The 25,519-nt window shown below is 45.1% G+C and carries 26 protein-coding genes; 16 read left to right on the forward strand and 10 right to left on the reverse strand.

What is annotated here, in order from left to right:
* The first annotated feature begins 6 nt into the window (after positions 1-6).
* Positions 7-1,386: a DNA recombination protein RmuC gene (locus C2747_RS02900; RefSeq protein ID WP_215332268.1), complete on the forward strand. Its 1,380-nt coding sequence runs from the start codon at positions 7-9 to the stop codon at positions 1,384-1,386.
* A gap of 72 nt (positions 1,387-1,458) precedes the next feature.
* Here the strand turns inward: C2747_RS02900 and C2747_RS02905 are convergent, their stop codons facing one another.
* Positions 1,459-1,659 carry a helix-turn-helix transcriptional regulator gene (locus tag C2747_RS02905; RefSeq protein WP_215332270.1) on the reverse strand — a complete coding sequence of 67 codons (201 nt, stop codon included), beginning with the start codon at positions 1,657-1,659 and terminating at the stop codon, positions 1,459-1,461.
* Positions 1,660-2,209: 550 nt separating this feature from the next.
* On the opposite strand from C2747_RS02905, the gene C2747_RS02910 reads away from it, so the two are divergent.
* The 5 genes from C2747_RS02910 (at position 2,210) to C2747_RS02930 (ending at position 5,665) form a co-directional block, all read left to right on the forward strand.
* Positions 2,210-3,091: a YdaU family protein gene (locus tag C2747_RS02910; protein WP_215332272.1), complete on the forward strand. Its 882-nt coding sequence runs from the start codon at positions 2,210-2,212 to the stop codon at positions 3,089-3,091.
* A complete protein-coding gene (locus C2747_RS02915) occupies positions 3,081-3,320 on the forward strand; it encodes a hypothetical protein (protein WP_215332274.1) in 240 nt (79 codons plus the stop codon). Before C2747_RS02910 ends, C2747_RS02915 begins: the two co-directional genes overlap by 11 nt.
* On the forward strand, positions 3,317-3,721 hold the full coding sequence (locus C2747_RS02920; RefSeq protein ID WP_215332276.1) for a hypothetical protein: 405 nt from the start codon (positions 3,317-3,319) through the stop codon (positions 3,719-3,721). Before C2747_RS02915 ends, C2747_RS02920 begins: the two co-directional genes overlap by 4 nt.
* A 17-nt stretch (positions 3,722-3,738) precedes the next feature.
* Positions 3,739-5,055 (forward strand): terminase family protein, encoded by a 1,317-nt coding sequence (locus C2747_RS02925; RefSeq protein WP_215332278.1) that lies wholly within the window; start codon positions 3,739-3,741, stop codon positions 5,053-5,055.
* 154 nt (positions 5,056-5,209) lie between these two features.
* Positions 5,210-5,665: a DUF2127 domain-containing protein gene (locus C2747_RS02930; protein WP_215332280.1), complete on the forward strand. Its 456-nt coding sequence runs from the start codon at positions 5,210-5,212 to the stop codon at positions 5,663-5,665.
* A gap of 2 nt (positions 5,666-5,667) precedes the next feature.
* Here C2747_RS02930 and C2747_RS02935 read toward each other — a convergent pair whose 3' ends face one another.
* Entirely contained in the window at positions 5,668-6,300 is a 633-nt protein-coding gene (locus C2747_RS02935) for a TetR/AcrR family transcriptional regulator (RefSeq protein WP_215332282.1), read from the reverse strand.
* A 219-nt stretch (positions 6,301-6,519) separates the two neighbouring features.
* Here C2747_RS02935 and C2747_RS02940 point away from each other — a divergent pair, with 219 nt between their 5' ends.
* Together C2747_RS02940 and C2747_RS02945 are read left to right on the forward strand one after the other, a co-directional pair.
* On the forward strand, positions 6,520-9,153 hold the full coding sequence (locus C2747_RS02940; protein ID WP_215332284.1) for a beta strand repeat-containing protein: 2,634 nt from the start codon (positions 6,520-6,522) through the stop codon (positions 9,151-9,153).
* Between the two features lie 2 nt (positions 9,154-9,155).
* Entirely contained in the window at positions 9,156-9,461 is a 306-nt protein-coding gene (locus C2747_RS02945) for a hypothetical protein (protein WP_215332286.1), read from the forward strand.
* Positions 9,462-9,529: 68 nt separating this feature from the next.
* Here C2747_RS02945 and C2747_RS02950 read toward each other — a convergent pair whose 3' ends face one another.
* Positions 9,530-9,832, reverse strand: coding sequence for a hypothetical protein (locus C2747_RS02950; RefSeq protein WP_215332288.1), 303 nt, complete (start codon positions 9,830-9,832; stop codon positions 9,530-9,532).
* On the opposite strand from C2747_RS02950, the gene C2747_RS02955 reads away from it, so the two are divergent.
* From C2747_RS02955 to C2747_RS02965, 3 genes are all read left to right on the forward strand, one after another.
* Positions 9,816-12,014, forward strand: a complete 2,199-nt coding sequence (locus C2747_RS02955; RefSeq protein WP_215332290.1) for a beta strand repeat-containing protein — start codon at positions 9,816-9,818, stop codon at positions 12,012-12,014. The genes C2747_RS02950 and C2747_RS02955 overlap by 17 nt on opposite strands.
* A 143-nt stretch (positions 12,015-12,157) precedes the next feature.
* Positions 12,158-14,104, forward strand: a complete 1,947-nt coding sequence (locus C2747_RS02960; RefSeq protein ID WP_215332292.1) for a hypothetical protein — start codon at positions 12,158-12,160, stop codon at positions 14,102-14,104.
* Complete coding sequence (locus C2747_RS02965) at positions 14,085-15,317, forward strand: hypothetical protein (protein WP_215332294.1); 1,233 nt, start codon at positions 14,085-14,087, stop codon at positions 15,315-15,317. Before C2747_RS02960 ends, C2747_RS02965 begins: the two co-directional genes overlap by 20 nt.
* 119 nt (positions 15,318-15,436) lie before the next feature.
* Here the strand turns inward: C2747_RS02965 and C2747_RS02970 are convergent, their stop codons facing one another.
* Positions 15,437-16,936, reverse strand: a complete 1,500-nt coding sequence (locus C2747_RS02970) for a Fic family protein (RefSeq protein ID WP_215332296.1) — start codon at positions 16,934-16,936, stop codon at positions 15,437-15,439.
* Positions 16,937-17,047: 111 nt separating this feature from the next.
* Positions 17,048-17,653 carry a 3'-5' exonuclease gene (locus C2747_RS02975; protein WP_215332297.1) on the reverse strand — a complete coding sequence of 202 codons (606 nt, stop codon included), beginning with the start codon at positions 17,651-17,653 and terminating at the stop codon, positions 17,048-17,050.
* A 155-nt stretch (positions 17,654-17,808) separates the two neighbouring features.
* Here C2747_RS02975 and C2747_RS02980 point away from each other — a divergent pair, with 155 nt between their 5' ends.
* Complete coding sequence (locus C2747_RS02980; protein ID WP_215332298.1) at positions 17,809-18,576, forward strand: metallophosphoesterase; 768 nt, start codon at positions 17,809-17,811, stop codon at positions 18,574-18,576.
* 29 nt (positions 18,577-18,605) lie between these two features.
* Here the strand turns inward: C2747_RS02980 and C2747_RS02985 are convergent, their stop codons facing one another.
* From C2747_RS02985 to C2747_RS03000, 4 genes are all read right to left on the reverse strand, one after another.
* Entirely contained in the window at positions 18,606-19,913 is a 1,308-nt protein-coding gene (locus C2747_RS02985) for a type II toxin-antitoxin system HipA family toxin (RefSeq protein ID WP_215332299.1), read from the reverse strand.
* Positions 19,913-20,254: a helix-turn-helix domain-containing protein gene (locus C2747_RS02990; protein ID WP_215332300.1), complete on the reverse strand. Its 342-nt coding sequence runs from the start codon at positions 20,252-20,254 to the stop codon at positions 19,913-19,915. The genes C2747_RS02985 and C2747_RS02990 overlap by 1 nt, the downstream gene beginning before the upstream one ends.
* A 286-nt stretch (positions 20,255-20,540) precedes the next feature.
* Positions 20,541-20,930, reverse strand: a complete 390-nt coding sequence (locus tag C2747_RS02995) for a tautomerase family protein (RefSeq protein WP_215332301.1) — start codon at positions 20,928-20,930, stop codon at positions 20,541-20,543.
* A gap of 75 nt (positions 20,931-21,005) precedes the next feature.
* Complete coding sequence (locus tag C2747_RS03000; protein WP_215332302.1) at positions 21,006-21,422, reverse strand: MarR family winged helix-turn-helix transcriptional regulator; 417 nt, start codon at positions 21,420-21,422, stop codon at positions 21,006-21,008.
* A gap of 238 nt (positions 21,423-21,660) precedes the next feature.
* On the opposite strand from C2747_RS03000, the gene C2747_RS03005 reads away from it, so the two are divergent.
* The 4 genes from C2747_RS03005 to C2747_RS03020 all read left to right on the forward strand — a co-directional run bounded on the left by C2747_RS03005 (position 21,661) and on the right by C2747_RS03020 (position 24,185).
* Positions 21,661-22,707 (forward strand): phage major capsid protein, encoded by a 1,047-nt coding sequence (locus tag C2747_RS03005; protein ID WP_071461894.1) that lies wholly within the window; start codon positions 21,661-21,663, stop codon positions 22,705-22,707.
* 10 nt (positions 22,708-22,717) lie between these two features.
* Entirely contained in the window at positions 22,718-23,113 is a 396-nt protein-coding gene (locus C2747_RS03010) for a hypothetical protein (protein ID WP_215332303.1), read from the forward strand.
* Between the two features lie 185 nt (positions 23,114-23,298).
* The gene (locus C2747_RS03015) at positions 23,299-23,835 is read left to right on the forward strand and encodes a hypothetical protein (protein ID WP_215332305.1); all 537 of its coding nucleotides are present in this window, start codon (positions 23,299-23,301) and stop codon (positions 23,833-23,835) included.
* Positions 23,832-24,185: a M15 family metallopeptidase gene (locus C2747_RS03020; protein ID WP_215332307.1), complete on the forward strand. Its 354-nt coding sequence runs from the start codon at positions 23,832-23,834 to the stop codon at positions 24,183-24,185. Before C2747_RS03015 ends, C2747_RS03020 begins: the two co-directional genes overlap by 4 nt.
* Here C2747_RS03020 and C2747_RS03025 read toward each other — a convergent pair.
* Entirely contained in the window at positions 24,142-25,473 is a 1,332-nt protein-coding gene (locus tag C2747_RS03025) for a tyrosine-type recombinase/integrase (protein WP_215332309.1), read from the reverse strand. The genes C2747_RS03020 and C2747_RS03025 overlap by 44 nt on opposite strands.
* Positions 25,474-25,519 lie beyond the last annotated feature (46 nt).

Raw genomic sequence — 25,519 nt, forward strand, 5'->3', positions numbered from 1 at the left:
GTAGGCATGTTAGAGATCTACATCGGTTTTGGGATTCTCGCAATATTAGTGGTTGCGGTATGGCTAAAGTTAAGCAAGCTAAATCTTGATCAGAATATTGGTCAAGAGCTAGCGCAATTAAGAGTTGATCTTTCGCGTTTGGAGGGGTCCGTTCGAGAGCAGCTAGGCGCTCAAGGCACAACGATGACTGAGATACGCGCTGCCATGACCAATCTTGAGCGCGAGGTGATTCGAGTGCTGGATGCCAAGATTAGTCAATTAATTGCAGATACCAGAACCGAACGTGAATCTATGCAATTAGCCAGCACCAACGCAAGCACGGAGTTACGAACAGATCTCAATAGTCGTCTTACCAGTATGGGTACGACGATCACTCAGCAATTACAAGCAACTGGTAATCAGGTGAGCACTACCCTCAATCAACGCTTAGGAGAAATTCAGGCTGACTCGGCACAAAAGCTTGAGGCAATGCGCAAAACAGTTGATGAAAAACTGCATGCCACACTCGAGCAGCGCTTGGGCGAGTCCTTTAAGCAGGTATCAGAACGTTTGGAGCAAGTTCACCGAGGTCTTGGTGAAATGCAAACCTTAGCAACCGGAGTGGGTGATCTGAAGCGAGTTCTCACCAATGTGAAGTCTCGTGGCACATGGGGTGAAGTGCAGCTTGGTGCTTTAATTGAGCAAACCTTAACGATTGATCAGTATTCTAAGAATATCTCTACGAGACCTGGCAGCAGAGACTTAGTTGAATTTGCTATTCGCCTGCCGGGGCAAGATGCAAATTCTCCAGTATGGTTGCCAGTCGACGCCAAGTTTCCAGTCGAAGATTATCAGCGCCTAATGGATGCGCAGGATCGTGCTGATTTAGTGGAAATAGAGTCAAGTGCTAAGGCTCTCGAAAGTCGCATTAAGAGTGAGGCTAAAACAATACGAGAGAAGTATGTTGAGCCCCCGTATACAACTGACTTTGCAATTCTGTTCTTGCCTACTGAGGGGCTATATGCTGAAGTAATGCGTCGCCAAGGTCTTTTAGAGTCACTACAAAGAGACTTTCGTGTAACAGTAGCTGGGCCATCTACATTTTCTGCAATGCTCAATAGCTTGCACATGGGATTTAAAACTCTCGCTATTGAAAAACGCTCATCTGAGATTTGGAACACTTTAGGTCAAATTAAAACGGAATTTAGTAAATTTGGTGATGTTATTGATGCTACGAAGAAGAAATTAGAAGCGGCCACTAAATCCTTTGATGCTGTTGATGTGCGTACTCGACAAATAAATAAGAGGCTTAGCGGAGTAGAGGCTTTACCAATAGGAATTACACCTCTCATAGAGAGTGATGAGCTCGAAGATCCAGTTATAGGATCAGGTCTATCAGACGGCTAAGAAAGCAGATTTTCAATAAGCGGTTGATATAAAGGGCTTCTCCCTTGGAAAATCTGAGGAAAAGCCCTTATTTCAATGGCTTGATTGCCTTGTCTTTTCTCGGATAAAGGTCTGAACCTGCTCAATAGTCCAAAAAGAGGATCTTCCAATCTTGATCGGCTTAGGGAACTCGCCTTTCTGAACCATTAGCCAAAACTTGGATTTTGAAATTGGCATGACTTCCAGAATCTGTGGAATTCTCATTAAGATCACTTCTGAATTTGAATTACTCATGACGACCTCCTTGACGGACGCGCTTCATATTTTTTCGATATACCTGCAAAGCCATTTTTGCTGAACTCATCTTCGTGTAACCGTAAGAACGGTACAAACTGTAAAGCCGAATTGCTACCATCAAATTGTTCTCCATCTTGTCATGTTATGTATGAATATGTGTGCTACTGAAGAGCAATGTAGTCAATGAAATTTTGATGGTCAATCAAAAGTCAATACCCATCCTCCGAACACAAATTATTTTTGGCCTACAAAAAAATATTTATTCATATAAGTGCTACAACCCAATCCAGTAATAGGCTACAGCCTTGTCAGTAATTTCCGATGGCATCAGGAGATTGATGGACATACATAGATCAATTAACACTTCAAAAGAATTATTTAAGTAACTCAAATTTCTTAAAGAAGGATTACAGCGAATTAGTAGATAAATAAATTCAAAATAAATTCAGAAAAAACACGTTTGACGATACGCTTTCCGATTGTTAGATTCATCTCTTGCATTAAATAATTTACGTAAGAAAAAGAACGCTACGGAGACTGTTTTTAAATGAATTACTACGAGCATCACATTGGAGATTACGCAGAAGCAACAGCCCATCTCACCTTTATCGAGGACGCTACCTATAGTCGCCTGATTAGAAAGTACTACGCTACCGAGAAACCACTTCCCATGGATGTGAAGTTTGTCCAAAGATTGATCAATGCAAGATCTAAGGAGGAAAAAAACGCAGTGATCTCAGTGCTCAATGAATTTTTTACCCTTACGGATGATGGCTGGAGGCAAGAGCGCTGCGACCATGAAATAGCAAGGTTCAAGGATCGCCAAATCAAAGCCAGAAGGAGCGCGGAAGGTCGCTGGCAGTCGTTATCAGCAGAGCAAATACTGTCTGACAGTACGACTATTTCCTCATGCGATCGCAATGCGAACGCATTGCCAGCGCAATGCTCACCAGACACCAAACACCAGACACCAAACACCAATCTCCATACACCAGACAAACAAAACAATGGGGTAGAAAAGAAAAATGAAGGAGAGGGCAATCTAAGCCCAGCTCAAATAGTTCAACTTTTTGCAAAGGAGGGTATCAATATCCCCCTTGATGATGAACGCATCAACGAGATGCTTAGGTTGGATATTTCTGGAAAGGAAGTGGCTGACGCCATCTTGCAGGCTAAAGATACCAGGAGGCGCGCCTCAAGCTCAACACCGATTAATGTGGGATTTGTGATGGCCATTCTGAAGGGCATGCGAAGAAAGAGTCAAGCCATCAACCCAGTTGAAGATATCTGGTGGAAAAGTAACGAAGGGATAGATGCTAAGGGTAGGGAATTGGGCATGCGAGCTCAGGGTTCGGAAAGCTATGACGCCTTCAAAACTAGAATCTTCGCAGAACTACGCAAGCGTCAGGAGGTAGTTAATGCAGGCTAAGCAATCAAGCCAAGCCATGGCGGGCGTCATTCAACTACCTGATATGGAAGACTTTCCTATTGGCTCGATTGTGAAGACGCCAAGTGGACGCATAGGCACGGTGGTTAAGCATCGCGGTGCTCAAAGCCGATTTGATCTGTTTCAAAGAATCATCATTGAGTTTGAAGACCCTATCGGTGATTCAGTGGCGCTTCAACCTCATCTTCTGACAATGATCAGGCTTCCATGATTGAAAACAATCAAAAGAAATCAAAGGGTGGAGCTAGACCTGGGGCGGGGCGAAAGACTGGCAGCTTAACTAAGCGGACCCGTCAGATAGCCGAAGCAGTGGCTACCCAGGGAATCACTCCATTAGAAGTCATGATGAAGGTAATGCACCAGCTATATGAGCATGCCAGCAATGTGCGTGAAGAAGATCTTGGTGAAAAAGAGTCGGCAAGTGAAGCTCGAATTAAGCTACTAAACATGGCCGCTACCGTTGGAAGGCATGCGGCGCCATATATACATCCACGTCTATCTGCAATTGAGCATACGGGCAAAGACGGTGCCCCGCTGCAGAGCGGAGTACTTGTAGTTCCCAGTGCGATGAGTGTTGAGGACTGGGAGAGATCTGCTCAGCCCAAGCATTAACCCGCTAAACCTAACCAATGAAAACCGTCTGGGCACCATTGCCCGGCAGTCAGACTTTATTTCTGACATGTCCTGTGTATGAGGTATTGCTCGAAGGCACCAGAGGAGGAGGTAAGACCGATACCTTACTTATGAGCTATGCCCAGCATGTAGGCAGAGGTTTTGGCGATCATTGGCGCGGAACACTTTTTCGCCTGACTTATCCCCAGTTGGCTGACGTAGTAGCCAAGAGTAAGCGCTGGTTCTATCAAATCTTCCCGGGTGCCAAGTTCAATGAATCTGACTATGTATGGAAATGGCCTACAGGAGAGATGCTGTACTTTCGGTATGGCGCTAACGAGGACGACTACTGGAATTATCACGGCCATGAGTACCCATGGCTTGGATTTGAAGAGTTAACTAACTGGCGGAACCTATCTTTCTACGAAGCCATGCATTCAACCTGCAGGTCATCACACCCTGGAATGCCAAGGATGGTGAGGGCAACATGCAATCCATTTGGAGTAGGGCATGCATCTGTAAAGGAGCGCTTTCAGATTGGAGCTATCCCGGCGGGACAAATCATCAAGCAAGAGGGCGCACTACCAAGAGTGCGAATACATTCCACCATTTATGAGAACACCCATCTTCTAAAAAATGACCCTAACTACCTCATGAGCCTAGAGTCGCTAAGCGATCCAAACAGGCGTAGAGCCTGGTTAGAAGGAGATTGGGATATCCACGTGGGAAGTTTCTTGGAAGGTGTGTGGCAACCCTCTAAACACGTCATTGAGCCATTTGCCATTCCACCGACATGGAAGGTATGGCGTTCCATGGATTGGGGATACGCTAGGCCATATGCCGTTTACTGGTTTGCTTTATCCAATGATGGAATCTATTACTTATGGAGAGAGCTCTATGGATACGGTGATAAAGAAAATACCGGCACTAGAGAGGATGCAACGGTTGTGGCGGAGAAGATCAAAAAGATAGAAATTCATGACCAACGACTTGGTTATGAATACCGCATGAACTTAGCTGACCCATCTATCTTCTCAAAAATTGGCGCAGAGCGATCCATCGGCCAGATCTTCAGGGATAAAGGAGTGAAATGGACCGAAGCCTACAACGCCCCTAGAAGCAGAGTAAACGGCGCACAAGAAATCATCCGACTACTAGCTGAGGATAGACTCAAGATCTTCTCAACTTGTAAGCATTGGTTAAGAACCATCCCCCAACTGCCACCAGATTCATTGAATCCGGAAGATGTCGATACCGACGCAGAGGACCATGCTTGGGATGCAACTAGATACGGGGTGATGCGGGCGAGAAGAGTTGCCGATACTGTTGTTTGATAAACGAAAAGTCTGCTTTACATCCCATTTCTGCCGTTCAGTTAAGTTTTTTTGTGGCGCCTGATCGGCGGGTTGAAATCAAGGCCAATACCAGTCATAGCTACCCATAAGGCATGTGGCTACACGAAGTTGGCAATGCCTGTATATTTTGTGAATGAAATCCCTAGGACTTAAAACGATTGCTGGATTGAAGTTCCTCAGGGGTGCACTGGCTTTAGGGGTCGGATTAGCTCTACTTGATGTTTGGCGAAATGGTACTGAGGATGCGACCAATCGTTTTACTGGCATTATCCACTTAGGTAACCAAGATCCAGTGTTTCAGTTAATTAGCAATTGGTTGGGCAGCATTACGCAGGAGCAATTTCTTTTAGGAGCATTTGTGGCGTTAAGCATGTGCGCTCTTCGCTGGGTTGAAGGTGTGGGGATTTGGTTTAATAAAAGCTGGGCTGAAGTATTGGCAATACTGAGTGGATGTATTTATATCCCACTAGAAATGCATGTATTCATACAGACTAACTCACCATTAGCCGTGGCCATTCTGTTAATAAACTGTTTGATTGTTATGTATCTGAGTTGGGTATTGCTTAAGAAATATCGCAAAGTTAGATGAACCTAGATACCAGGTTTACCAAGAAGCCTGACGCCCATCTCAATCGCTAGGCGCCGGTGTTCGTCAGCACCAGCAATGGGGTCACCTTCAAAAAAAGGATTTCGAATTGCCATTTGAAGGGCTCTTACTTGGAAGCGCATATCGTCTTCTGAAGTAACTCTAAATGTATTAGTTTGGTCTCTTTTTTGAGCCTCTAGAAAAGGTGCAATCAACTCATCCATCAGTGTGTTGAACTTTTCTGGTTCTTTGGAATGTTTAAAAAACTGTCGTATAGCCATCTTCAGAATGGCCTTGGGCTTGCTACTGCATTCTTGGATGCCAACTTGGACAATGTTTGTAATTAATTCAGTTAATGATCTATGTGGCTCGTGAGACTGAACTAGCTTGATCAGACTGCCAATTGTTTTTTTTCTACGCCACAAAAATAACTGTAAATAAATATCATCAAAACTAGCAAAATAGCGATAGATAGTGCCAAGGGCATATCCCGATTTAGATGAGAGCGCCCGAACACTGGGCTCCTCTAGGCTGTCATGGTTAGATAGTTTGCCAGCTGCATCCAAAATATCTTCAATCGTTTTTAACGAACGCTGTTGTTGTGACTTTTTGGAATAGGAGCTCGGATCGTATTTCATAAGCCGATTGTAGGGAGGTTTAGTAAAACTTGCTAAATATAACTAGAACAAAAATCTGACCTCCCAATAATTACGCCTTTAGGCCCTGAATATATGGCTTTTGCTAACGCTAAAACTAGAACAAAGGTGAGGCAAAAATCAACGTTTTCTGTGCGAGGATCACGCGATTCACTATTACCGACCATGCTAATGTGGAATTTAATCGTTCAAAAGGTTGCGATGAAACTTTTTCTGCTACAAAAATCCGCGTTGATTTATACCACTTCATTCTTTATTGGCTTGAGCTTATCTAGTAATGTATTTTCTCAAGTTCAATCCTGTTCTGGACTAGATTGCACTGCAACTGGTCAGGGCTCAACAGCTAGTGGCGACTTATCCACCGCAACTGGTGCGGGCTCAGAAGCCAGCGGCACTTCTGCCACCGCAACTGGTCAGGGCTCATTTGCCACTGGCGATTATTCCACTGCAACTGGTCAGAACTCTAATGCAAGTGGTAGTAGTTCTACTGCAACCGGAGTAGATTCAACAGCTAGTGGCTTCCTCTCCACTGCAACTGGTATGAACTCTGTTGCTAGTGGCTCTAATTCCACTGCAACTGGTGCGGGCTCAATAGCCAGTGGCGGTAATTCCACTGCAACTGGTTCATTGTCACGCGCCACTGGTAATAGTTCCACTGCAACCGGAGTAGCCTCAACAGCTAGTGGCTTCCTCTCCACTGCAAATGGTCAGAACTCTAATGCTAGTGGTGACGGTTCAACAGCAAGTGGCTTTGGATCAGCAGCAAGTAGTTATTTTTCGACTGCAACTGGCATGAACTCTGCTGCTAGTGGCTCTAATTCCACCGCAACTGGTGCGGGCTCAGAAGCCAGCGGCACTTCCGCCACCGCAACTGGTGTGGGCTCAACAGCAAGTGATCGTAATTCTACTGCAACTGGTAATAACTCAGTAGCCTATGGCCCCAGTTCCACCGCAACTGGTCAGGCCTCAGTTGCCACTGGCGATAGCTCCACTGCAACTGGTATGAGCTCTGTAGCAACTGGCGGTTCTTCCACTGCAACTGGTCAGGGCTCAAAAGCTAGCAACATAGAATCTACTGCAACTGGTGCGGGCTCAGAAGCTAGTGGCATTAGCTCTACTGCAACTGGTGTGCGTTCATCAGCCAGTGGCGGTAATTCCACTGCGACTGGTTTATTGTCACGCGCCACTGGTAATAGTTCCACTGCAACCGGAGTAGCCTCAACAGCTAGTGGCTACTACTCCACTGCAACTGGTGCGGGCTCAGAAGCTAGTGGAGAAAAATCTACTGCTGCTGGTGTGAACTCAAAAGCCAGCGGGGATTATTCAACTGCAACTGGTCAGGGCTCAGGTGCTACCGGCCTCGGTTCCACTGCAACTGGTGAGGGCTCAGGTGCTACCGGCCTCGGTTCCACTGCAACTGGCGTAATCTCATCAGCCAGTGGTGACAGTTCCACTGCAACCGGAGTAGCCTCAACAGCCAGTGGTGACGGTTCCACTGCAACTGGTGTAGGCTCATCAGCCAGTGGTTATGGCTCAACTGCAACTGGTGCGGGCTCAAAAGCCAACGGCGCTAATACGATTGCTTTAGGTGTTAGTTCTACGGCTGGCACTTTAACAGGTGATAGTGGTGCAATTGCTATTGGTGCTAACTCAAGTGCAACGGGAATCAAATCCGTAGCGATAGGTTATGGGGTAATAGCATCAGCTGATAATGCGATCGTAATCGGTGATACAAATTCCGCAACGACCTTAGGCGGTACCTTGGCAGTCATTGGCGCAAGCGTAACTAATGGGATTACAAATACCGGTAATGTAGTGACAGATACTTTAAGTACTACAGGTGCCGCTACTTTAAACAGTGCAGCGATTGCAAATAATGCTTCAGTTGGCGGCAATCTCTCAGTTGCAGGGAAAATTTTAGGCAATACTAATGTAGTTTCAATTGGTGCTAATGCTATTCAAATGGTATCTGGCGCTAATGGAGCATCTAGTGGTATTTATGACCGTATCACGACTGATGGTCAAGCCCCTGGCGGAGCGGATATTCATCTTGGGGGCACAACGATTAGCAATGCAGGTGTAGTAGGGGTAACCCCTGTTAATGTTCAGGTAGATGGTGTTTTGTATTCCAATCAAGGCATAGTCAATACCGGAAATATTGGAACAGGTACTTTGACCACAACAGGTGAGGCCACCCTCAATAGCGCCACTATTATCAGTAACGCATCAGTTGGCGGTACTCTGGGTGTTACGGGCGCAGCAACCGTAGGTAGTCTGAATGCTGGTTCTGGGACTATTCAAACTACTGGGGTAGTTCAGGCTGGAACACTTACTACCACTGGCAACACTACAGTTGGTTCTGCGGCAAATTCGACTGTTACTGTTGGTAACCAAGCGAGCGGGGTGGGTACCTCAACTGTTAGCTTTAACAATAATAAATTACAGAATGTTGCTGCTGCAACCGCCTTAACTGATGCCGTTAATTTGGGTCAAGTGAATCAGTTGATTGCCAATTCTGGAGGCGCATCACCTGCACTTCAGAATCAAGTTAACGGAATTCAAAATCAGATTAATGGCATTCAGTCTCAAGTAAATCAAAACAATCTAATTGCTCAGCGTGGTATTGCTGGTGCCAGTGCGATTGCTGGCATTCCCGCCATTGAATCGGGTAAGAATTTTAGCGTTGGTGTTGGTGTGGGTAACTATGTGAGTGCAAGCGCCATTTCAGTTGGAGCACAAGCAAGGCTGACCCAGTCTACTGTATTAAAGATTGCAGCTGGAACCACATCATTTGGTGGTGTTGTTACTAGTGCTGGCTTAGGGATCAGTTTTTAAACATGAAACTGTATAAACTTTTAATTACTGCTGTTACTTGCATTACCTCATTTGGTGTTGTTGCTCAAAGTAACAAACCAGTACAAAAGACACAAATGCAATACATTGCTACCTTTGAGGCAGGCCAGCCAGGGGCCGGAATTTATAAACTCTACGACCAGTCTGATGATGTCATTTGCTATGTGCTAATGCCTGAAACAGCATCTAGAAAGCAGGTTGACGGTAAATGGGTCTATGAGGCAAATTCGTTGGGTTCACTAAGCTGTCTAAAGGCGAACTCCCCAGCAAAATCTGCAAACAAAAAATAGTGAGATTAATTCTTCCAATTATCTGCTTTGGGTTGATAGGCGCTCAAATGATCAAATTAACTTAATTTTTAGGGCATTATGAATACCTCATTTAAAAAATTATTTCTTGTTGTACTGGCTTTATTATTGGGAGCAGTGAGCTCTTGGGTAAATGCAGCTAGCTGCACATCTAATACCTCAACGGCGACAGCCTCCACGTGTGATGGACCATTATTAATCAATGCTGATACAAGTAATTTAAATAATGCCGGAACAATTATCAACACGGGATCAGGCGCTAGCAATTTTGGCATTGATTCAAGTGCGAATATTGCTGGAAACCTTTTAAATTCTGGTAGCGTTTTAATTTCTAATTTGACAGGGTCAATCAATAAACCTTTTGGAATAAATATTGGGACTGCCAATAAAACTATTAATGCCTTAACAAATAGTGGCAGTATTTCAGTAACGAATACCTCTACTCAAAGCACGGCTGATACATCGGCAATATATGCTGTAGGTATATATCAAATTCAAGCAAGCACGCTTAAAACCTTGATCAATACAGCCGCTGGCCAGATCTCTGCAGTGGGAACTAACATTGCAACAGGTAACGCTTATGGTATTTCTAACTTCGGGACTATTGGTCTTAATACCTGTGGGGGTGCGAACGATGATGTAAGTTGTAATGCCGTTGGATTATTAAAAAATAGTGGAGCCATTACTGTTAGTAATAATGGCTTTGGCACCTCCAGAGGGATCAATAACGGCTCTAATGGCAGTGGAATAGCTACTATATATCGTATAGACAACATTGGTACCATTTCTGCTTACGGTAATAGTCACACCATTGCAGACGGTGCTCCATACGGCCCTTATGACGCAATTGGCATTTATAACCATGGTACTGGTTCCTATGTAAATGGTAATTTAATAGGGGCGATCAATAACTCAGGATCAATTACATCGGATCGATATGGCATTCAAAATAACAATGCGGGAAGCATACATTTTATAAATAACACGGGACTAATTAGCATTACCTCTACTGCGAATATAGACGCGGTCACTGCAGGGAATACAAATGTAGCGGCAGGCATTCTCAACGTTGGCAGCACTATAGGAAGTTTGGTCAATAGCGGCAGCATTGGTGTGGATGGCGACAATAGAAATGGAATTATTAATGCCTCGAATAATCTTCAGGGTGGTGCTGCCACTATTACAGTAATTACTAACACGGGTACCATTGCGGGTAGCTCGAGCGGTGGCTATTCGATTGTCAATACGGGCAGCATTGGCACACTTAATAATTCGCAAGGCGCAGGAAATGTATCTGGTGCATTGACTTATTACGGCACTCTTCCAGCTAACTACAACAACATCATCAGCAGTCCGACATCCTTTGGTAGGTTAGCGGTAACCAGTGCCACAGGCACTACTACCTTCGGCATATACTCCGGTTCAACAGTTCGTAATGGCACTTACGCCTCTGTATTAACTGGCATTACTTCTAGCAATCTCATGAGCACCACGGGCACCTATGGCTCTGCTTCTTGGGTGTTAAGTAATAGCTCAGGCAGTATTTGGGATTTGATTATTTCCGGTATTTACACCGGCCCCTCAGTCGCCAACACCAACCAATCCCTCGTTAATGCTGCTAGTACACTACAAGGCACCTACACATTACAAAACTCAGTCTTAGCCAATAGCTTTTCTTATGACTGCAATGTGTTTGGCGCTAATGATGTGTGCGTTTCTGGTGGTGGCCGTAATACTGCTGTATCGGCTGCTAATGGCCTGAATAACACCAGCGCCTTATTAATTGCTGCTTATCGTGCGATGGCTAATGTGCGTGTGGGTGGCTATGCCGATCAGAACTTATCAGTCAATAATGCTGGTGCTGGTATTAACTTGGGCAACAACACACCATTGCTTGGCTTGTTTGCTGCTTGGAATGAAAAGCAGGATGGTACTGGCACAGAAGTTAAAGCATCTCTTGCTTACGGTCAAAAGAACACCACCATGACTCGCGGTGTAGTTGGTTCTGGCGCAACCGCTTCTGAGGCTGGTTCTGGCTCTTCGCAAATCAATAGCCAAGGTGCCCAAGTAACTGCCAAGTATGGCTTTGGCATTACTGACCAAGTAGTGGTTTCTCCATATGTTGGGATTCGTTACACACAAAATAATATGGGTGGTTACACCGAAGGCGCATCAAGCACTGTTACAGCACCACTCTCATATTCAGCACTCAATACCAACGCCACAACTGCTTTAGCTGGCGTTGGCGCTCAATACAAAGGCATTCCACAAACAACCTTGTTTGCTAGTGCTGGTGTAGAGACGGATACCAATACAAGTAATGGTTCATATAACGCAACCAACGCATCGATTGGCGCAATTGCTCCAGTGAACTTCAATCCTAACCCTGTTAAGACTCGTCCAACAGCCATGTTAGGGGCTGGTTATGATGTGGAGAAGAATCAGCGTTTTGGTGTAACTGGTATCTATCGTCAAGAGTCATATCAAGCCACAGCATCAACGACTGTAATGGCTACTTACACGGTGGGTCTCTAAAGAGGTTCATTTGACCTTAAACAATTAACCCGCTACGGCGGGTTTTTTGTTGCTTTGAGTGTCTCAAATGGGTCGAAAGCGGTCTGTCGTTATTTATCCAAAATAAATTCATTTGTTGAAAAATTCGGCCTTATAACTAATGAGTGCCCCAAGACTCCAAAGCTCTTCAACAAAAGTGGAATGCCCGCATCAAACATGCGCGCACTCACTGGGCTATCTTTCATAAGCGCGTAAAGCACAACCGCAATACAGTCGCCGGCTTCAATTGGAATGCTGATCCTGCTGGTAAGGAATTTTACGGCCTTAGAGCCAACTTAATTCACGGAACTATCTCGGCAGTCTTGCCTAACGTCTATGCGCGCAATCCAGAGATCTCAATCACTCCAGCCCATGCGGGCGCGGATATCAAACTCTTTTGCAGCACCCTTGAGAAAGTAACCAATAGAGCGTTAGAGCATGCTCAACTTAAGAATCGAGCCAAGTCGACCGTAAGGGCAGCGCTTACCTGTAGCTTCGGCATCCTAAAGGTGATGTATCAGAGGGATGTTCATAGCGATGCATTTATTCAGAACCGCATTAACGACCAACAAGAGAACCTGCTCGCTACACAAGATCTCCAACAAGATCTTCAAGACGCTAGCCAAAGAAATCGTCATGAAGAAAAGCTCTCTGAGCTAGAAGAGCAATTGTTGGGAGGGCGAGAGCAATCTGAGGTTTGGGCAGCTGAAGGTCTCGTTATTGATAGAGTCCTCACGGAAAACCTCCTGATTGACCCTTCCATCTGTGAGTTCTGGGATTACACCGATGCAGACTGGATGTGCCAAGTCATTCCCATGAAACGATCCCAAGCTGAAGCTCTGTATAAAAAGAATCTTGCGAATGCAATGATCTACCAACCAGGACAAGGAGAACTATCACATAAGAAGGCCAAGCGCTTAGCCTCAATGCAACTGGAGGCTGGACCAGTTACAGACGACCAGCAAATAGCTGTCCTAGAGATCTGGGATAGAACTACTCAGCGCGTATACACAATGGTGGAGGGCGGGACCGAATGGTTACGGGAACCCTATTCACCACCTAGGGCTGGAGAGCGCTGGTATCCATTCTTTCTATTGCCTTATCAGGTAGTTGATGGCCAGTTTGTTGGTCCAAGCCTAGTGGATCTAACTGAACGACTACAAGATGAGCATAACGAAGCGCGGGATCGATTCAATCAGCATAGAGATCTTTGTATTCCAGGATGGGTGGCCTCCGCTGATATCAATGAGAAGACGATCAAGAAGCATTCTGATTCTCGATTTGGCGAGATCACAATTGTCGATACCGAAGGCAAGCCTCTTAACCAGGTGATTATTCCCAGAGGTCACCCTAAGATCGACCCGATCGTCTATGACACCAGTGCAGTGCGCTATGACTGGGAGCAAGTCACAGGCTTGCAAGATGCTGCGCGCTCTACAGTGGTCAGACCCAAGACAGCAACCGAAGCCAATATTTTGCAAAGAGCCTTATCGGGACGCGTATTCGAATTCAAAGACCAGATAGAAGATTGGCTGCAAGAGATAGCGCAATACAGCGCCCAGATTCTATTGCAAGAACTTACAAGTGAACAGGTAGAGCGCTATATGGGTGCGCCAATTACTAGAACGACCATGGTCGATGGCCGACTCACCATCACAAAAGAGAAAACCTATGACTGGCCAACACTTACCAAAGATCGAATCTTTGACATGGTCGATCTCAGAATCAGAGCGGGCACTACCGGTGCACCGGATGGCATAGAAGAAAAAGAAGGTTGGTTGAAAGTCCTGCCAATGATTACGAATCTATCAATTCAAATTCAAAACCTACAAGCTAGAGGAATGGATTACGAACATATCCGTAATCTCCTACGGGAAACTATCTTGCGATATGACGATCGTATCGATTCAAATCTATTTATACCGAATGTAGAAAAGCAAGCGGAGGGATATGTCGACCCCAACTTTGGAGTCAATCTATTTTCGGAGGGGCAACGAAGAGTCAATAACGAGATAAGTAGCGAGCGTAATTCATTAAAAGAGGAGATCAGCAATGACGCAGGTAGCAAATGAGGTAACTGGCTTTAAATCAGAGGTTCTCAGCAATGGTGGATCCATTCAAAGAGCTCAAAATAGGGAAGAGCTAAAAGAACGCGAGCGCTTGAGAAAAGAGGCTGAAGACAAACATGCGGCTGAAGTACACGCCAGGCGAATAAAGGCAAGAGAAGAGCGTGATCTGAAGTTAGCAGAAAGAGCGGCAGCTCAGAAGGTATCCGATGAAGAAAAGGTAAAAAAAGCTCAAGAGCAAGCAGTTGCCAAATTAGCTAAAGAGCAGGAAGCTGAAAAGCAAAAGGCGCTCAGGGCACAAAAAGCAGAGCCTAAAAGTCAGGCCACAAGCTTGCTTGATGACCTTAGTAAAGCAACCAAGCCCAGCGCATCTCTTGCTCAAATATCTGAGGATATTGAAGAGGGAGAAGAGTTAGAGGATTCAGAGGTTGAGCCAATCTTTGCTCCAGTCAAGGGAGAGGTGCAGGTACCTGCCATGATGACCGCTCCTGAAGGCGAACTAGAGCCTCAAGCTTATGACCTGGGAGAGTTATTGCCTGCACCAGCTGCCATCACTGTAGATGTACTCCCACAGCCAGCCATTCAGACTGAAAGCGCAGAAGAATTCATCAATCGGGTGTTGAACCCTGGAGCTGAGGATTCGAGCCCCGAGAACAATAACAAGCCTAATGAAGAAGCCTCTGGCGACATCAAGTCAAAGCGTGGCTGCGAACGGATCCAAAAGATCATTAATGAAAAGCGAGATCTAGAAAAGCAAGTTGAAGATTTACAAGTTAAGGTGGTCAGCTTGCAAGATGTCATACGTAAATATGAGATCGAGAGTCAATTTGTTGATAACACTATGGCGCTCACTACCAAGCAGAAGAAACCTGCCGAACTAATCTCAGAGGCTAAGCATCAAATCATCAAATACTTAAACTCTCGAGAAGATGAGATTGATCATTCAGCTAAGGCTCAATGCTTTTACAAGTATTTAACTGATCCGTTTTACATGCAGGTGTTTGTGCAAACCAATAAACCAGAGCAATGGCAATCTACGATTGAATCCATCTACGACTCAATAGGGATGCCAGAGCCTAGCTTCGCCAACGCAAAGATCACGCCACTGCAGACACTTCAACCTATTCGGGCGCGAACATCCACCTTAGGTGCGCCACTGGCTAGCTCCGAAAACCCGATGGATCGGATTGCCCAGCATTTAGGCAATATGGGGATATAGATAGGTCTGAATTACATGCCACTCAAAATCAGTGGCATGTAGACAGAAATATCTTTAGGCACCATAAGCACCTCATTTTGTCTACAAAACAGCAGATATAGCCCTATTTGGTCTACAACTTAGCTTATATCGTGAGGATCAAGCAATTGATACTGTGAAGGGTTGTCTGTAAATGCGTTGCAAACCTTCATTTTTTCCCAAAGATTCGGGAAGTTCGAATAATCAAATCCAGCGGTCCAACGCCATGCGCGAGTCATGGATCGAATGAAAGGATCGGGATCATTATTTTGAGACAGCGCTTTTAATGGCAGTAAATATTCCTCACGATAAGCTGTGGGAATAATGATGCGAGAGGCGGAATGTTGAGTTAGGTAGGTATTCATCGTTAGGCGCGCAGTTCGGCCGTTACCATCCATAAATGGGTGTACTTCAGTAATAACAAACATCGCCATCAATGCGCGCGCAAAAGGGTCTTCTAGTAAAGCGACGCGCTTGAATCCTTCGCGCAAAGTACCTTTTACAAGCTCTGGGTGAACAAAAATGGTATTGCCCGCTTGGTTAGTTTGCTCTTTCCATTCGCCTGGATTTTTATCTGGACGACTAGAGAGTATTTGGAGATTACATTGCAAAAGCCACGCTAAGAAATCATCTTCATCTTTTGGAGGCTTAGAGCGAAAGGGTTGCTCCATGATTGCTTTAAAGGTACCAAGTACATCATGTGAGTCCTCATTTCGTTTTGGAATCATCTTCCCATCGAAAATAATCTCGGAGGCCTCTTCGACGGTGAATGTAGTGCCTTCAATGTAGTTCGAAAAGTACGATTCAAAGAATGCGAAATTAAAGGCGCTTTTACCCGTTTTTGCCTGATCTTCAATGATGGGAAAAGGCTTTCTTAAAGCAGAAAACAAAGTTTCGAAGATCTCAATGCGATCAGGATCATAAGGCTTACCAGCTGCGCGCGCTAATGCATCAGCTGCTCTTAAAGAGCGAGCCTTACCAGTTTGCATTAAGGCGGAAACAATCGTGTTTAGTGTTTTAAATTGAACCTCTAGACCTAATTCAGGGGCAATAGCTTTAGCATCATCACGCAGTGCATTGAGCTTATGTTCACCACGAATGGTGCATAGCTTGCTTAAATAAGACTCAACCCAAGGGCGACCCATAGTGCGAAGATCTGAGCCTTTGCGGCTATAGAGATTCTCTAACAGCCGCCTAGCCTCCGAGGATATAAAGAGTTTTCCATAAGGGGTATCGTTAAGCGAATCCTTGCGCGATTGAACTGCAGGAGGACCTGGCAAGATATTTAGAGTCAGCCCCGGAAATTCTATTTGACGTGCTCTATTGCCAGATACTAAAAATACATTGCCGCTATCATCTGGTTTGCAAAGATGAGCAGAACGGTAAGCTATTACAGAGCCTGGATAAAGATATTCGGTAATTTGCCGCCAATTGGGCCGAATGATTTGTTCGAGCGGGCTGTTGAGGTCGCTGGTGTAAATGCCGCGATAAATTTGACGCAAACGCCCAGACCTAGCCAAGCGGGAAATTCTCTGGGCGTTGGTTTTGTCTTCTCTTGAACTAAAAAGCAAGAGGGGTAGCTGGTCAACAGAAGTGCTCATAGGGCCTCAATTTATCCATTATTGTCAACAACTATGCATATATTATAGTTTAATGTCAACAAAAGTGCTTATAGAATCAAAATAACCCTATTTTTAGGTATATAGACACGGCTATTTCAAGGCCTTGGCATCGTTTACCAGTTGATAAATCTGATTGTGCCTGTGAAGGATTTCAAAGAAAAGCCTCAAGGTATTAAGAGCATCAACATCCGCTCTATGTGGGCTGCCTTCAAATTGAAGCTTAAAAGAACCCAGACCTGAGGATAGACCGCCACTGGGTTTTTTGCCCATGGCAAGCATGTGCAGGCTATACCAAGTTTTGACATCGATCCAGCGACGACCAAAATGGGGAAAGCTGATACCTCGATCTTTAAATTCAGATTTCAGTTCAAGTGAATCGCCACCGCCCCAGGTAATGGGATTAACAAAGCAATTGCGCTTAGTAATAATTTCACCAATTTCTTTAGCTACTTGTTCATGTGGAACTGCATAGTCAGAAATATCCTGATTACAAATGCCCGTTAATTGGGTAATGAACTCAAAAATAGGCTCTTGAGGATCTAAGAACCATTTATACATAGATAGGGATTGATTGACATAGTCATGGTAATTGCCAACGGCTATGCCGACCTGAATGATCTTTGGATTTACTGTGGAATTATCTTGAGCATTATTGAGCTCTAAATCAAGCGAGAAATAGTTTTGTTCTTGATGCATTTTTGATGAACACGGTTTTTAGTAGTGTGTTGATAATGTAGAGTCCCCCAAGGCTAACGTCAATGCCAAGCTCAATTCCTTGTAGGACGTCATGGTTAATTTATTGACTACACTAGATCTCAATATCAAGATCATCATGGCGACATATCTAAATTATGAAAATTCATGTACTAAGTGATTTGCATTTAGAATTTGCCGACTTTTCACCTGCATTGAATGTGGCAGATGTTATTGTCCTGGCCGGTGATATTAGCCTGCGCTCCGAGGGTATAACTTGGGCTAGAAAATCGTTTCCGAATCAAGAGATTATTTATGTGGCTGGCAATCATGAGTTCTATGGTTCCCAGCGTGTTCACGCCATTGAACGGATGAGGAACGCATCCACTGAGAACGGAATTCATTTTCTAGATGATGATGTGCTGCAACTACAGGATCCAAAATCAAATGCCCCCATCCGCTTCTTGGGAGCTACGTTATGGACTGACTTTTTATTATTTGGTCAGGATCTGAAGTCTAAATGCTTATCGTATGGCGAGCTTTACTTAAATGACTTTAGAGCAATACGCGATGGAGGAAGAAATTTTTCCCCGAAAAAATCGATTCAATTACATGAAAAATCATTGGCTTGGCTACAGCAGGAGCTAGAGAGACCATTTGATGGCAAGACAGTGGTGGTTACGCACCATCTACCCTCAATGGGCTCAGTTGCAGAGCGCTATAAGCAAGATTTATTGTCCGCCTGCTTTTCTTCGGAGTTGGCGCACCTCTTTGGCAAGATGTCTCTATGGATTCATGGGCATACGCATGATTCCTGCGATTATGAAATGAATGGCACTAGGGTGGTTTGTAATCCTCGCGGTTATGTTCGATCTAACCACGCCGAAAACCCAGAATTTAATCCATCGCTTATTGTTGAAATCTAGTTTCCTAGCAAGATCTTCTCAATAAGTGATTAGCCTTTAGCTAGAGTCTTGATTAATTCAGGACTACAAATATCATCAATGTGTCTAAAGGCCCGGGAGATTCCTTCAATTTGATCTGCAGGAATTCCAAGGCTTTCGAAGTGTGTTTTCCACTGCCTAGTTACTCGCCATACACGATCGATAATGGAGCTTGCTTGCTGCACAGATAAACCAAAGCGCTCTTTAGCCCCATAGGCATTATCTAGGGTTGCTAGCTTGCCTTGAGGTCCAATGCCTAGATGTTGATAGCGTTCACTTGCGATGACTGCATGTGGCATCACATCATAGAGTGGGCTTAGGCTCCAGCCTTTAAGCTCCTGGTTCCATAAGAAGGCATGATTGCGTAGATGATCATCATCGTTACTAACAAAAAGGTTAAAGATCATGCGTGCATATAGTTCTTCTACATCTGATTTGACTGTTTGAACCAGGCAATATCTGCGTATAGCATCTGCAATATCCATATAGCTTTTTGTATTGGACTCTGATTCGTGGCAAGCAACGAGTGTGAGGGCGCTAATCACATGATGACGAATCTCTACTGAGCGAGCTGAAGCGGTCCAAGAGCGATCAAAACGTTTGACCATTAACACCTTTTTCTTGCCAACTTGCTCTAATTGAGTTTGCGCTACATTGAGGCCAGCTAATTCTGCAAGTTTGAGGGTGGCGTATTCAATGCTTGGTACATCTAAGACTCCATCAGTGTTGCCTGGGAACTTGGCCATCCATAAAATATTGTCATCATCACGTACGCTTGCCTTTGGGCGCATACCCCCTAGGCCGCTACCCACAATCAAAATTCTCGATAACGCTTCTGATACTGGTAAGCCAGCCTCAATCTTCTGCGCACCCTCGAGTACGTATGACAGATTGTGAATACTTTCATGAGCAGGGCGCTCCTCTTGATCTAAGGAGGCTCGAACATCTAACGCCCCAATGCGATCACTGCCAGCTTCAAGTAGGTAGGTTGATTCTGGCAGGCTATTAGCTGGAACCTTCAGCCTAGCTTCAATCACTCTTCTTCCCCAAGAATCAGGAGCAGCATCACGAATTCCGCCAAAAGCTTCTAGACCATTTGGTGGAACGAGGCGCTTGCCTTTGATCTCGCTTTTATTCTTAAGGCTAAGGGCGACAGGATCAATTTCCTGTGCATTGCCCCTATCTAGGTAGCGCAGGCCATAAGCAAATGAAGAGGCAATAAGTCTTGAGCCTTCCTCATCTACTTGTAGTTGTCCTGCTGGTACAAATTCACCATCAAGATTGGCAAAGACAAACAGGTCCTTAGTTGTGTTTGCCATCAGAAATCAAGCGCTTTCATTTCAGCCGTACTTAAGTCACGGACGCGTTGAGGGCGCGAGCGACGCTCCAAGGCAGCGATCGCAGGATCATTGCCGCTTAACAGTTGCAATAAGGTCATGCCTGGAGCGATTGCATCTAAGTAACGTAGCAGTGCGCCAATGGCAACGCCAGGATCACCCTTTTCAATGCGTTGGGCAGTTGCACGAGACAAGCCCGCGCGAACCGCAGCCTCACCTTGGCGAATATGACGGGCAAGGCGCAACGAAACTAGGCATTGCGCTATTTCAGCGGATTGGCCAAGTTGCTTTGATGCTAGAGATAGCTGTTGATCTACGCGCATAGTTGCCTCATGCTGTTCATTAAGTACAAGGCACTAATATACCTGTTTAAACCTCATTGGTCAATAAAAATGACTCATAAATAAGTCCTTAAGTGAATTAATGACTTATTTATGAGTCATTTATTGATTTTTAATGGGTGGAGTACAGGCGGTCTATTTCCGTCAAGGGCACCCCAAAGGGGTGGCTTGCGCACCCTTGACGGCCACAGGCAAAGAAACGCTTATTTATGCCCAAGGTGGCGCAATGACACATTGGGCATAAAGACCAGTGCGGCTTAGTGATAGCCTAATGATGGTATCGATATTCCTGGGTCTTTCCACCATATCCATAAGAGGCAGCCCTTACATCCTGCACGTAGATATAACTCTCTTCATGCAGGTTGCCTAATATGCGAGCAAAGCCCTCAAAAGCCTCTTTAATGTATTTAGCCTTCTCATGCTTGGTATTGGTTTCATCGGTGATCTTGATATCAAAGTAAAAGCTATTCATGTTTTGATCGCTCGATAGCTTCCCGCCAACCATCCAGCATTCAGGATCTACATAGTCAATCGCAATTGCAGTTACTTCCTTCTTCTTGCCCAGAATCCGGTGAGTCAGATCTAACAGTAGTTCATGTATTGCTTTGGTGGTGGCAGCATTCTTTTGGCCGCTGACCTTTACGTTCAAGATGGGCATATTTATTTCCTTGGTTAATTAAAAGTAATTAGCTATGCAACTATTACTTAAATAAAAAAGCTCACGAATCAATACTTACTTCAGGGCTGATGTAATAGTCCTCATTTGGGTTACAACGGATTCAAACTCATTACTACCCAATAACTTCTTCATGCGCTTGGTAACGGCAGCACTAGCAGCATTTAGGTCCACCTTGATCTTTGTAGCGCTAGGGGTGGGATGAATCTCTTGTTCGCGACCATCTCTAGCGGACGCAGCACGTTTAATTAAGCCCAATCTCTCTAGGCCGTCTAGGCCCCTAGTAGCGGTAGGACGGCTGATATTCATCTCCTTGGCTAACTCGCTTTGGAGTAGCGGGGCTTTATCTAAAACCACTCTCAGCATAAAAGCCTGGGATGGCGTTAGACCAAATGGTTTAAATGCACTTGTCCATTCCCGCTCAAGCTGACGAGCTAGGCTGGTGGTATTGAAATAGAGGCATTGTTCAAACATGGGGTTAGTGTAACCTAAATTAATTAGCTATGCAACTATATTGAGAAATACCAACAAAAACCCCACAAATATCCCAAACCCATATGTCCCACCCCAATAATTGATATCAGCGCTTCAAGCCACCGCGTTAAAGCTAGAGTCGCGACTAGCAGCGTAGCAATGGATAGGTTCACGCTCTATCAATTGGAATGAAGCCAACCAAGACACAAATAGATAAACATATTGATAGGGGTGGCATATGCCAATTTCAAATACAGACTTGCAAGAGTTAGCTAAGGTTTCCTTGGATGAGTACTTGCGCAACCTACCAGTCGATCAAATTGCGGTAGAAAGACCTTTTCTTAAAAAACTTATGGAAGGGCGAAAGAGCCTATTGGGCGCAAAGCAGAACGTTGTCGAGAATATCCGCAAAGAACATGGCAGTAACTTTAGCTGGGCCTTTGGCGAGGAGACGGTCAAGTTCAATAAACGCAATACGACTGAGCAAGCCTCATTCCCCTGGCGTAGAGCAGTCGATGGCCTCTATATTGACTATGACCGCCTATTTAGCAATGGCATCAAAGTGCGTGAAGGCGGGGCTCGAGGTTTTCAGCTCGAATACAACGAGCGTGTACAACTCATCAACCTCTTGGATGAGCAACTTGAAGTCTTGAGGGAGGGCTTTCTGAATAAGTTAGACCTAGAACTACACCGTGACGGCTCACACGGCGCAGATGCGGTAGTAGGTCTAGATAGTTTGGTGAGCTTAGCCCCTGATGCTGGCACCGTAGGCGGTATAGATCGAGCCAAAGCAAGCTACTGGCGTAATTACGCCGTCAAAGATATTGCCTCAACATCCCCAGGGAACCTAGTGGGCGAAATGGAAACAGCCTGGCGCCAATGTATTAAGCATGGCGGTAGCCCTGATTTCATCATTGCGGGTGGCAAGTTTATTGATACCTATCGCAAACAAGTGACAGTGACCCATATCGCAGGATCAGGTGAAACCAAGTACATCGATGCTGGCGTGGGTGCAGGAGTGAACACAGGCCTAGCCTTTAAAGGTGTAGAGATCATCTGGGATCCGCAGTTTGACGAACTTGATGCCATGGCCAATAGAACGGTGGAGTGGAGTAAGCGCTGCTATTTCCTCAACACTCGCTTTATGAAGCTAAGGGATGACGACTTAGACATCGTTGCCCCAATTCGTCCGCACGATACCTTGGCTATGTACGCCATGGTGAACCTACGCTGCGCCTTATCTATCTCACGTGCAAATGCCCATGCGGTATTGGCAATTCAATGAGGAGGAATAAATGAATAACGGCATGAATCATAAAGAGCTCATTCATAGTGACTTCCAAATTAAAGAGGTGGAAGCGGTAGTACGCAGAGATGCATTCACGACTATCCATGTGTTTGTGCCGCCATATGAGACCAACATCCTTCGAAATCTCTTTGGGCGTGAGAACGTCACGGTGTTCGAGCGTCCTTCAAAAACAACGATTACTCCAGAGCAAGAGTATGACCGCCTATGCGCTAAGTACGGCCATGAAGTAGTGGCCAAAGTCTTTGGTGAGGATGATGGTGATCGCCTCATGGAGATCGTAGAGGGCTTGATGAAAGAAGGTCAACTCCCAGCACAAGAGAAGGCATCAGAAGGAACTCTTGCGCAAGAGCCATCAGAAACCAAAGGAGCCAAGAAACGCTAGCAGAAGGGAAGGCCACCGCTAGCAGCAGGTATTTGGGTGCGGCTGCGGGTGTTGAAGTAACCATGGTGTGTGGGCGCGCGTAACTGCGCCCCACTGCCAACACCAATTAAAAGCCTAGGCGGTAGTGGGGCGGTGGACTTCCATACTTATTCATATCTTCGAGCATCAAGAAAAGAGCTAATGACATGCTTCCAATCATCACCTCTCTAGTACAAACCTTGGCCGTCAATGGCCTTGGTCTGCTTGCGGGCGCGGTCCAAGCCAAAGGCAAAGAATTCATTGAGAACAAGATTGGGGCGCGCATTCCTGATAACCCCAGTCAGGAAGATCTCATCAAGCTCAAGCAACTCGAGATCGAGCAAGAGCAGCTCTTATTGCAATATACGCTCAAACAAAAAGAGCTCGAGATTGAAGAATCCAAACTTCTAGCTGAGATGCATCGAGCTTCACATGACAATGCCACTAATCGCTGGCAGTCCGATATGGGCAGTGATTCCAAACTATCGAAGAACATCCGTCCGGGAACCTTGGTTTATATCCTTACGGCCTACCTGTTATTTGCATTGCTCTCAGCCATGGGAATAGATATCAATGAGGCCTATGTGAGGCTCTTGGGCGAATGGGGTCAGCTAGTCATGCTGGCTTACTTTGGCGGTAGATCAGTTGAGAAGATCTTTGAGATGCGTATGCATGGCTCAAATAAAAAAGAAGAAGCCAGGTGAATACAAAGGTAAGTAGTCTAGTAGCAGATCAAGCAGCCTTTCTAATTGACGTCAGCAGACTAATCCAGTTTGCTACTGCGGAAGGGTGGGTGATTACCGGCGGTGAGCTTTGGCGCTCACCAGAGCAACAAGAAATCTACTTCAAGACCGGTAGATCAAAGACTATGAATAGCAATCACCTAAGACGTTGCGCTATTGATCTGAACTTCTTTTGGAATGGAAAGCTTATCTGGGACAAGGAGCTGATCCGTACGGTGGGTGATTATTGGGAAAGCCTAAGCCCCAAAAATATGTGGGGAGGGAATTTCAAGGGATTTGTGGATGTGCCGCATTTTGAGAGAGTTGCTTGATATTCTTATTAATATAGTTAACCCAATCCCCCATTAGAAATGCGCGTTTATCTAATTGATCTTGCCTTCTATATGCTGCTTCAGCCTTATTTTTGATCGTATGCGCTAAAGCTAATTCAACCGTCTCATTTGAGTATTCCGTAGTCTCGGCAGCCCAGTCACGAAATGTAGATCTAAAACCATGCGGCACGAAGTCTACATACTTAGGCATCTTTCTCATCATTGCAAGCAGAGCCATATTAGATAGCGGGTGTTCTTTGTGAATATTGCTGGGAAAGAGATAGGAATTCACTCTGATTGTCTTTAGTTGATTGAGGATTTCTATAGCTCTAATATTTAGTGGAACGCGATGTTCTTTGCCCGCTTTCATGCGCTCGGCTGGAATCGTCCAAACCTTGGCTTCAAAATCAAACTCATCCCATTGAGCCTCGATTACCTCGCTTGTTCTGCTTGCGGTGAGGATAAGCAACTCAAGTGCATATGCCGAGAATCCAGAGTGACACCTTAATTCATTAACAAATTCTCCGATGCGCTTAAAAGGCAAGGCAGGGTGATGGACGCTCTTTTTAATCTTGCTTGCTTTAGGCAATAAGTGAGATAGAGCACCTTGATAACGCGCAGGATTATCACCTTGCATGTATTGATGTGCTTTACACCAATCTAGTATTACCTCAATCCGCTGCCGAACTCTGGTAGCTGTTTCAGTACGCACATTCCAAAAGGTACCCTCTATTTCACCTTTCTTGTTCTTAATATCTTGCTCAAGAACTTTCACTATGTGGCTAGTATTAATATGATCAACTCTTAGTTTGCCAATTAACGGTGAGACGAATTTAGCTATCGTAGTTGTCCATTGATCTTGATGCTTTTCATTTGACCATTCAACTTTTTTGGCTTGGATACATCTTTCCGCAGCTGCTGCAAAAGTGATGGTGTGAACGTTTTCCTCGAATGCTTTAGATCGCCTAGCTATTCTTTGCTCTAGAGGATCGACTCCATCAAGTATCTGCCGACGTAGGTCTAAAGCCTTCAATCTAGCGTTGGATAGTGAAAAAGATTCGATTGGGCCAATACCCATTTCTCGGCGTTTAAGAGTGACTGGGCTAGTAAAGCGAAAGATCCAGCTTCGAGCGGTGCCGTTGGGGGTTTTTGTAACCTGAAGGTATAGACCTTTATTTTCAGGGTCAGCATGGTAGCCAGGCTTATTAACTGAGATAATTCCACGTGCAGTGAAAGATGGCTTTCGAGAGCCTGCAGTTATCTGTTTATTATCTCGCTTAGAACTCAACCTACCCACCAGTCTACCCACCAGTCTACCCACCAGTTAAACGTAG

This window comes from Polynucleobacter corsicus (assembly GCF_018688255.1).
GTDB classification, from domain to species: Bacteria; Pseudomonadota; Gammaproteobacteria; order Burkholderiales; family Burkholderiaceae; genus Polynucleobacter; species Polynucleobacter corsicus.

Bases quoted from the DNA above. Each gene is read 5' to 3' on its own strand.
- C2747_RS02910 (WP_215332272.1), top strand. From the start codon at position 2,210: ATGAATTACTACGAGCATCACATTGGAGATTACGCAGAAGCAACAGCC.
- C2747_RS02920 (WP_215332276.1), top strand. From the start codon at position 3,317: ATGATTGAAAACAATCAAAAGAAATCAAAGGGTGGAGCTAGACCTGGG.
- C2747_RS02900 (WP_215332268.1), top strand. From the start codon at position 7: ATGTTAGAGATCTACATCGGTTTTGGGATTCTCGCAATATTAGTGGTT.
- C2747_RS02995 (WP_215332301.1), bottom strand. From the start codon at position 20,930: ATGCCCATCTTGAACGTAAAGGTCAGCGGCCAAAAGAATGCTGCCACC.
- C2747_RS03000 (WP_215332302.1), bottom strand. From the start codon at position 21,422: ATGTTTGAACAATGCCTCTATTTCAATACCACCAGCCTAGCTCGTCAG.
- C2747_RS02985 (WP_215332299.1), bottom strand. From the start codon at position 19,913: ATGGCAAACACAACTAAGGACCTGTTTGTCTTTGCCAATCTTGATGGT.
- C2747_RS02945 (WP_215332286.1), top strand. From the start codon at position 9,156: ATGAAACTGTATAAACTTTTAATTACTGCTGTTACTTGCATTACCTCA.
- C2747_RS02970 (WP_215332296.1), bottom strand. From the start codon at position 16,936: ATGAGCACTTCTGTTGACCAGCTACCCCTCTTGCTTTTTAGTTCAAGA.
- C2747_RS02905 (WP_215332270.1), bottom strand. From the start codon at position 1,659: ATGAGTAATTCAAATTCAGAAGTGATCTTAATGAGAATTCCACAGATT.
- C2747_RS02980 (WP_215332298.1), top strand. From the start codon at position 17,809: ATGAAAATTCATGTACTAAGTGATTTGCATTTAGAATTTGCCGACTTT.
- C2747_RS02965 (WP_215332294.1), top strand. From the start codon at position 14,085: ATGACGCAGGTAGCAAATGAGGTAACTGGCTTTAAATCAGAGGTTCTC.
- C2747_RS02935 (WP_215332282.1), bottom strand. From the start codon at position 6,300: ATGAAATACGATCCGAGCTCCTATTCCAAAAAGTCACAACAACAGCGT.
- C2747_RS03005 (WP_071461894.1), top strand. From the start codon at position 21,661: ATGCCAATTTCAAATACAGACTTGCAAGAGTTAGCTAAGGTTTCCTTG.
- C2747_RS02930 (WP_215332280.1), top strand. From the start codon at position 5,210: ATGAAATCCCTAGGACTTAAAACGATTGCTGGATTGAAGTTCCTCAGG.
- C2747_RS02915 (WP_215332274.1), top strand. From the start codon at position 3,081: ATGCAGGCTAAGCAATCAAGCCAAGCCATGGCGGGCGTCATTCAACTA.
- C2747_RS03010 (WP_215332303.1), top strand. From the start codon at position 22,718: ATGAATAACGGCATGAATCATAAAGAGCTCATTCATAGTGACTTCCAA.
- C2747_RS02975 (WP_215332297.1), bottom strand. From the start codon at position 17,653: ATGCATCAAGAACAAAACTATTTCTCGCTTGATTTAGAGCTCAATAAT.
- C2747_RS02990 (WP_215332300.1), bottom strand. From the start codon at position 20,254: ATGCGCGTAGATCAACAGCTATCTCTAGCATCAAAGCAACTTGGCCAA.
- C2747_RS02940 (WP_215332284.1), top strand. From the start codon at position 6,520: ATGAAACTTTTTCTGCTACAAAAATCCGCGTTGATTTATACCACTTCA.
- C2747_RS03015 (WP_215332305.1), top strand. From the start codon at position 23,299: ATGCTTCCAATCATCACCTCTCTAGTACAAACCTTGGCCGTCAATGGC.
- C2747_RS02925 (WP_215332278.1), top strand. From the start codon at position 3,739: ATGAAAACCGTCTGGGCACCATTGCCCGGCAGTCAGACTTTATTTCTG.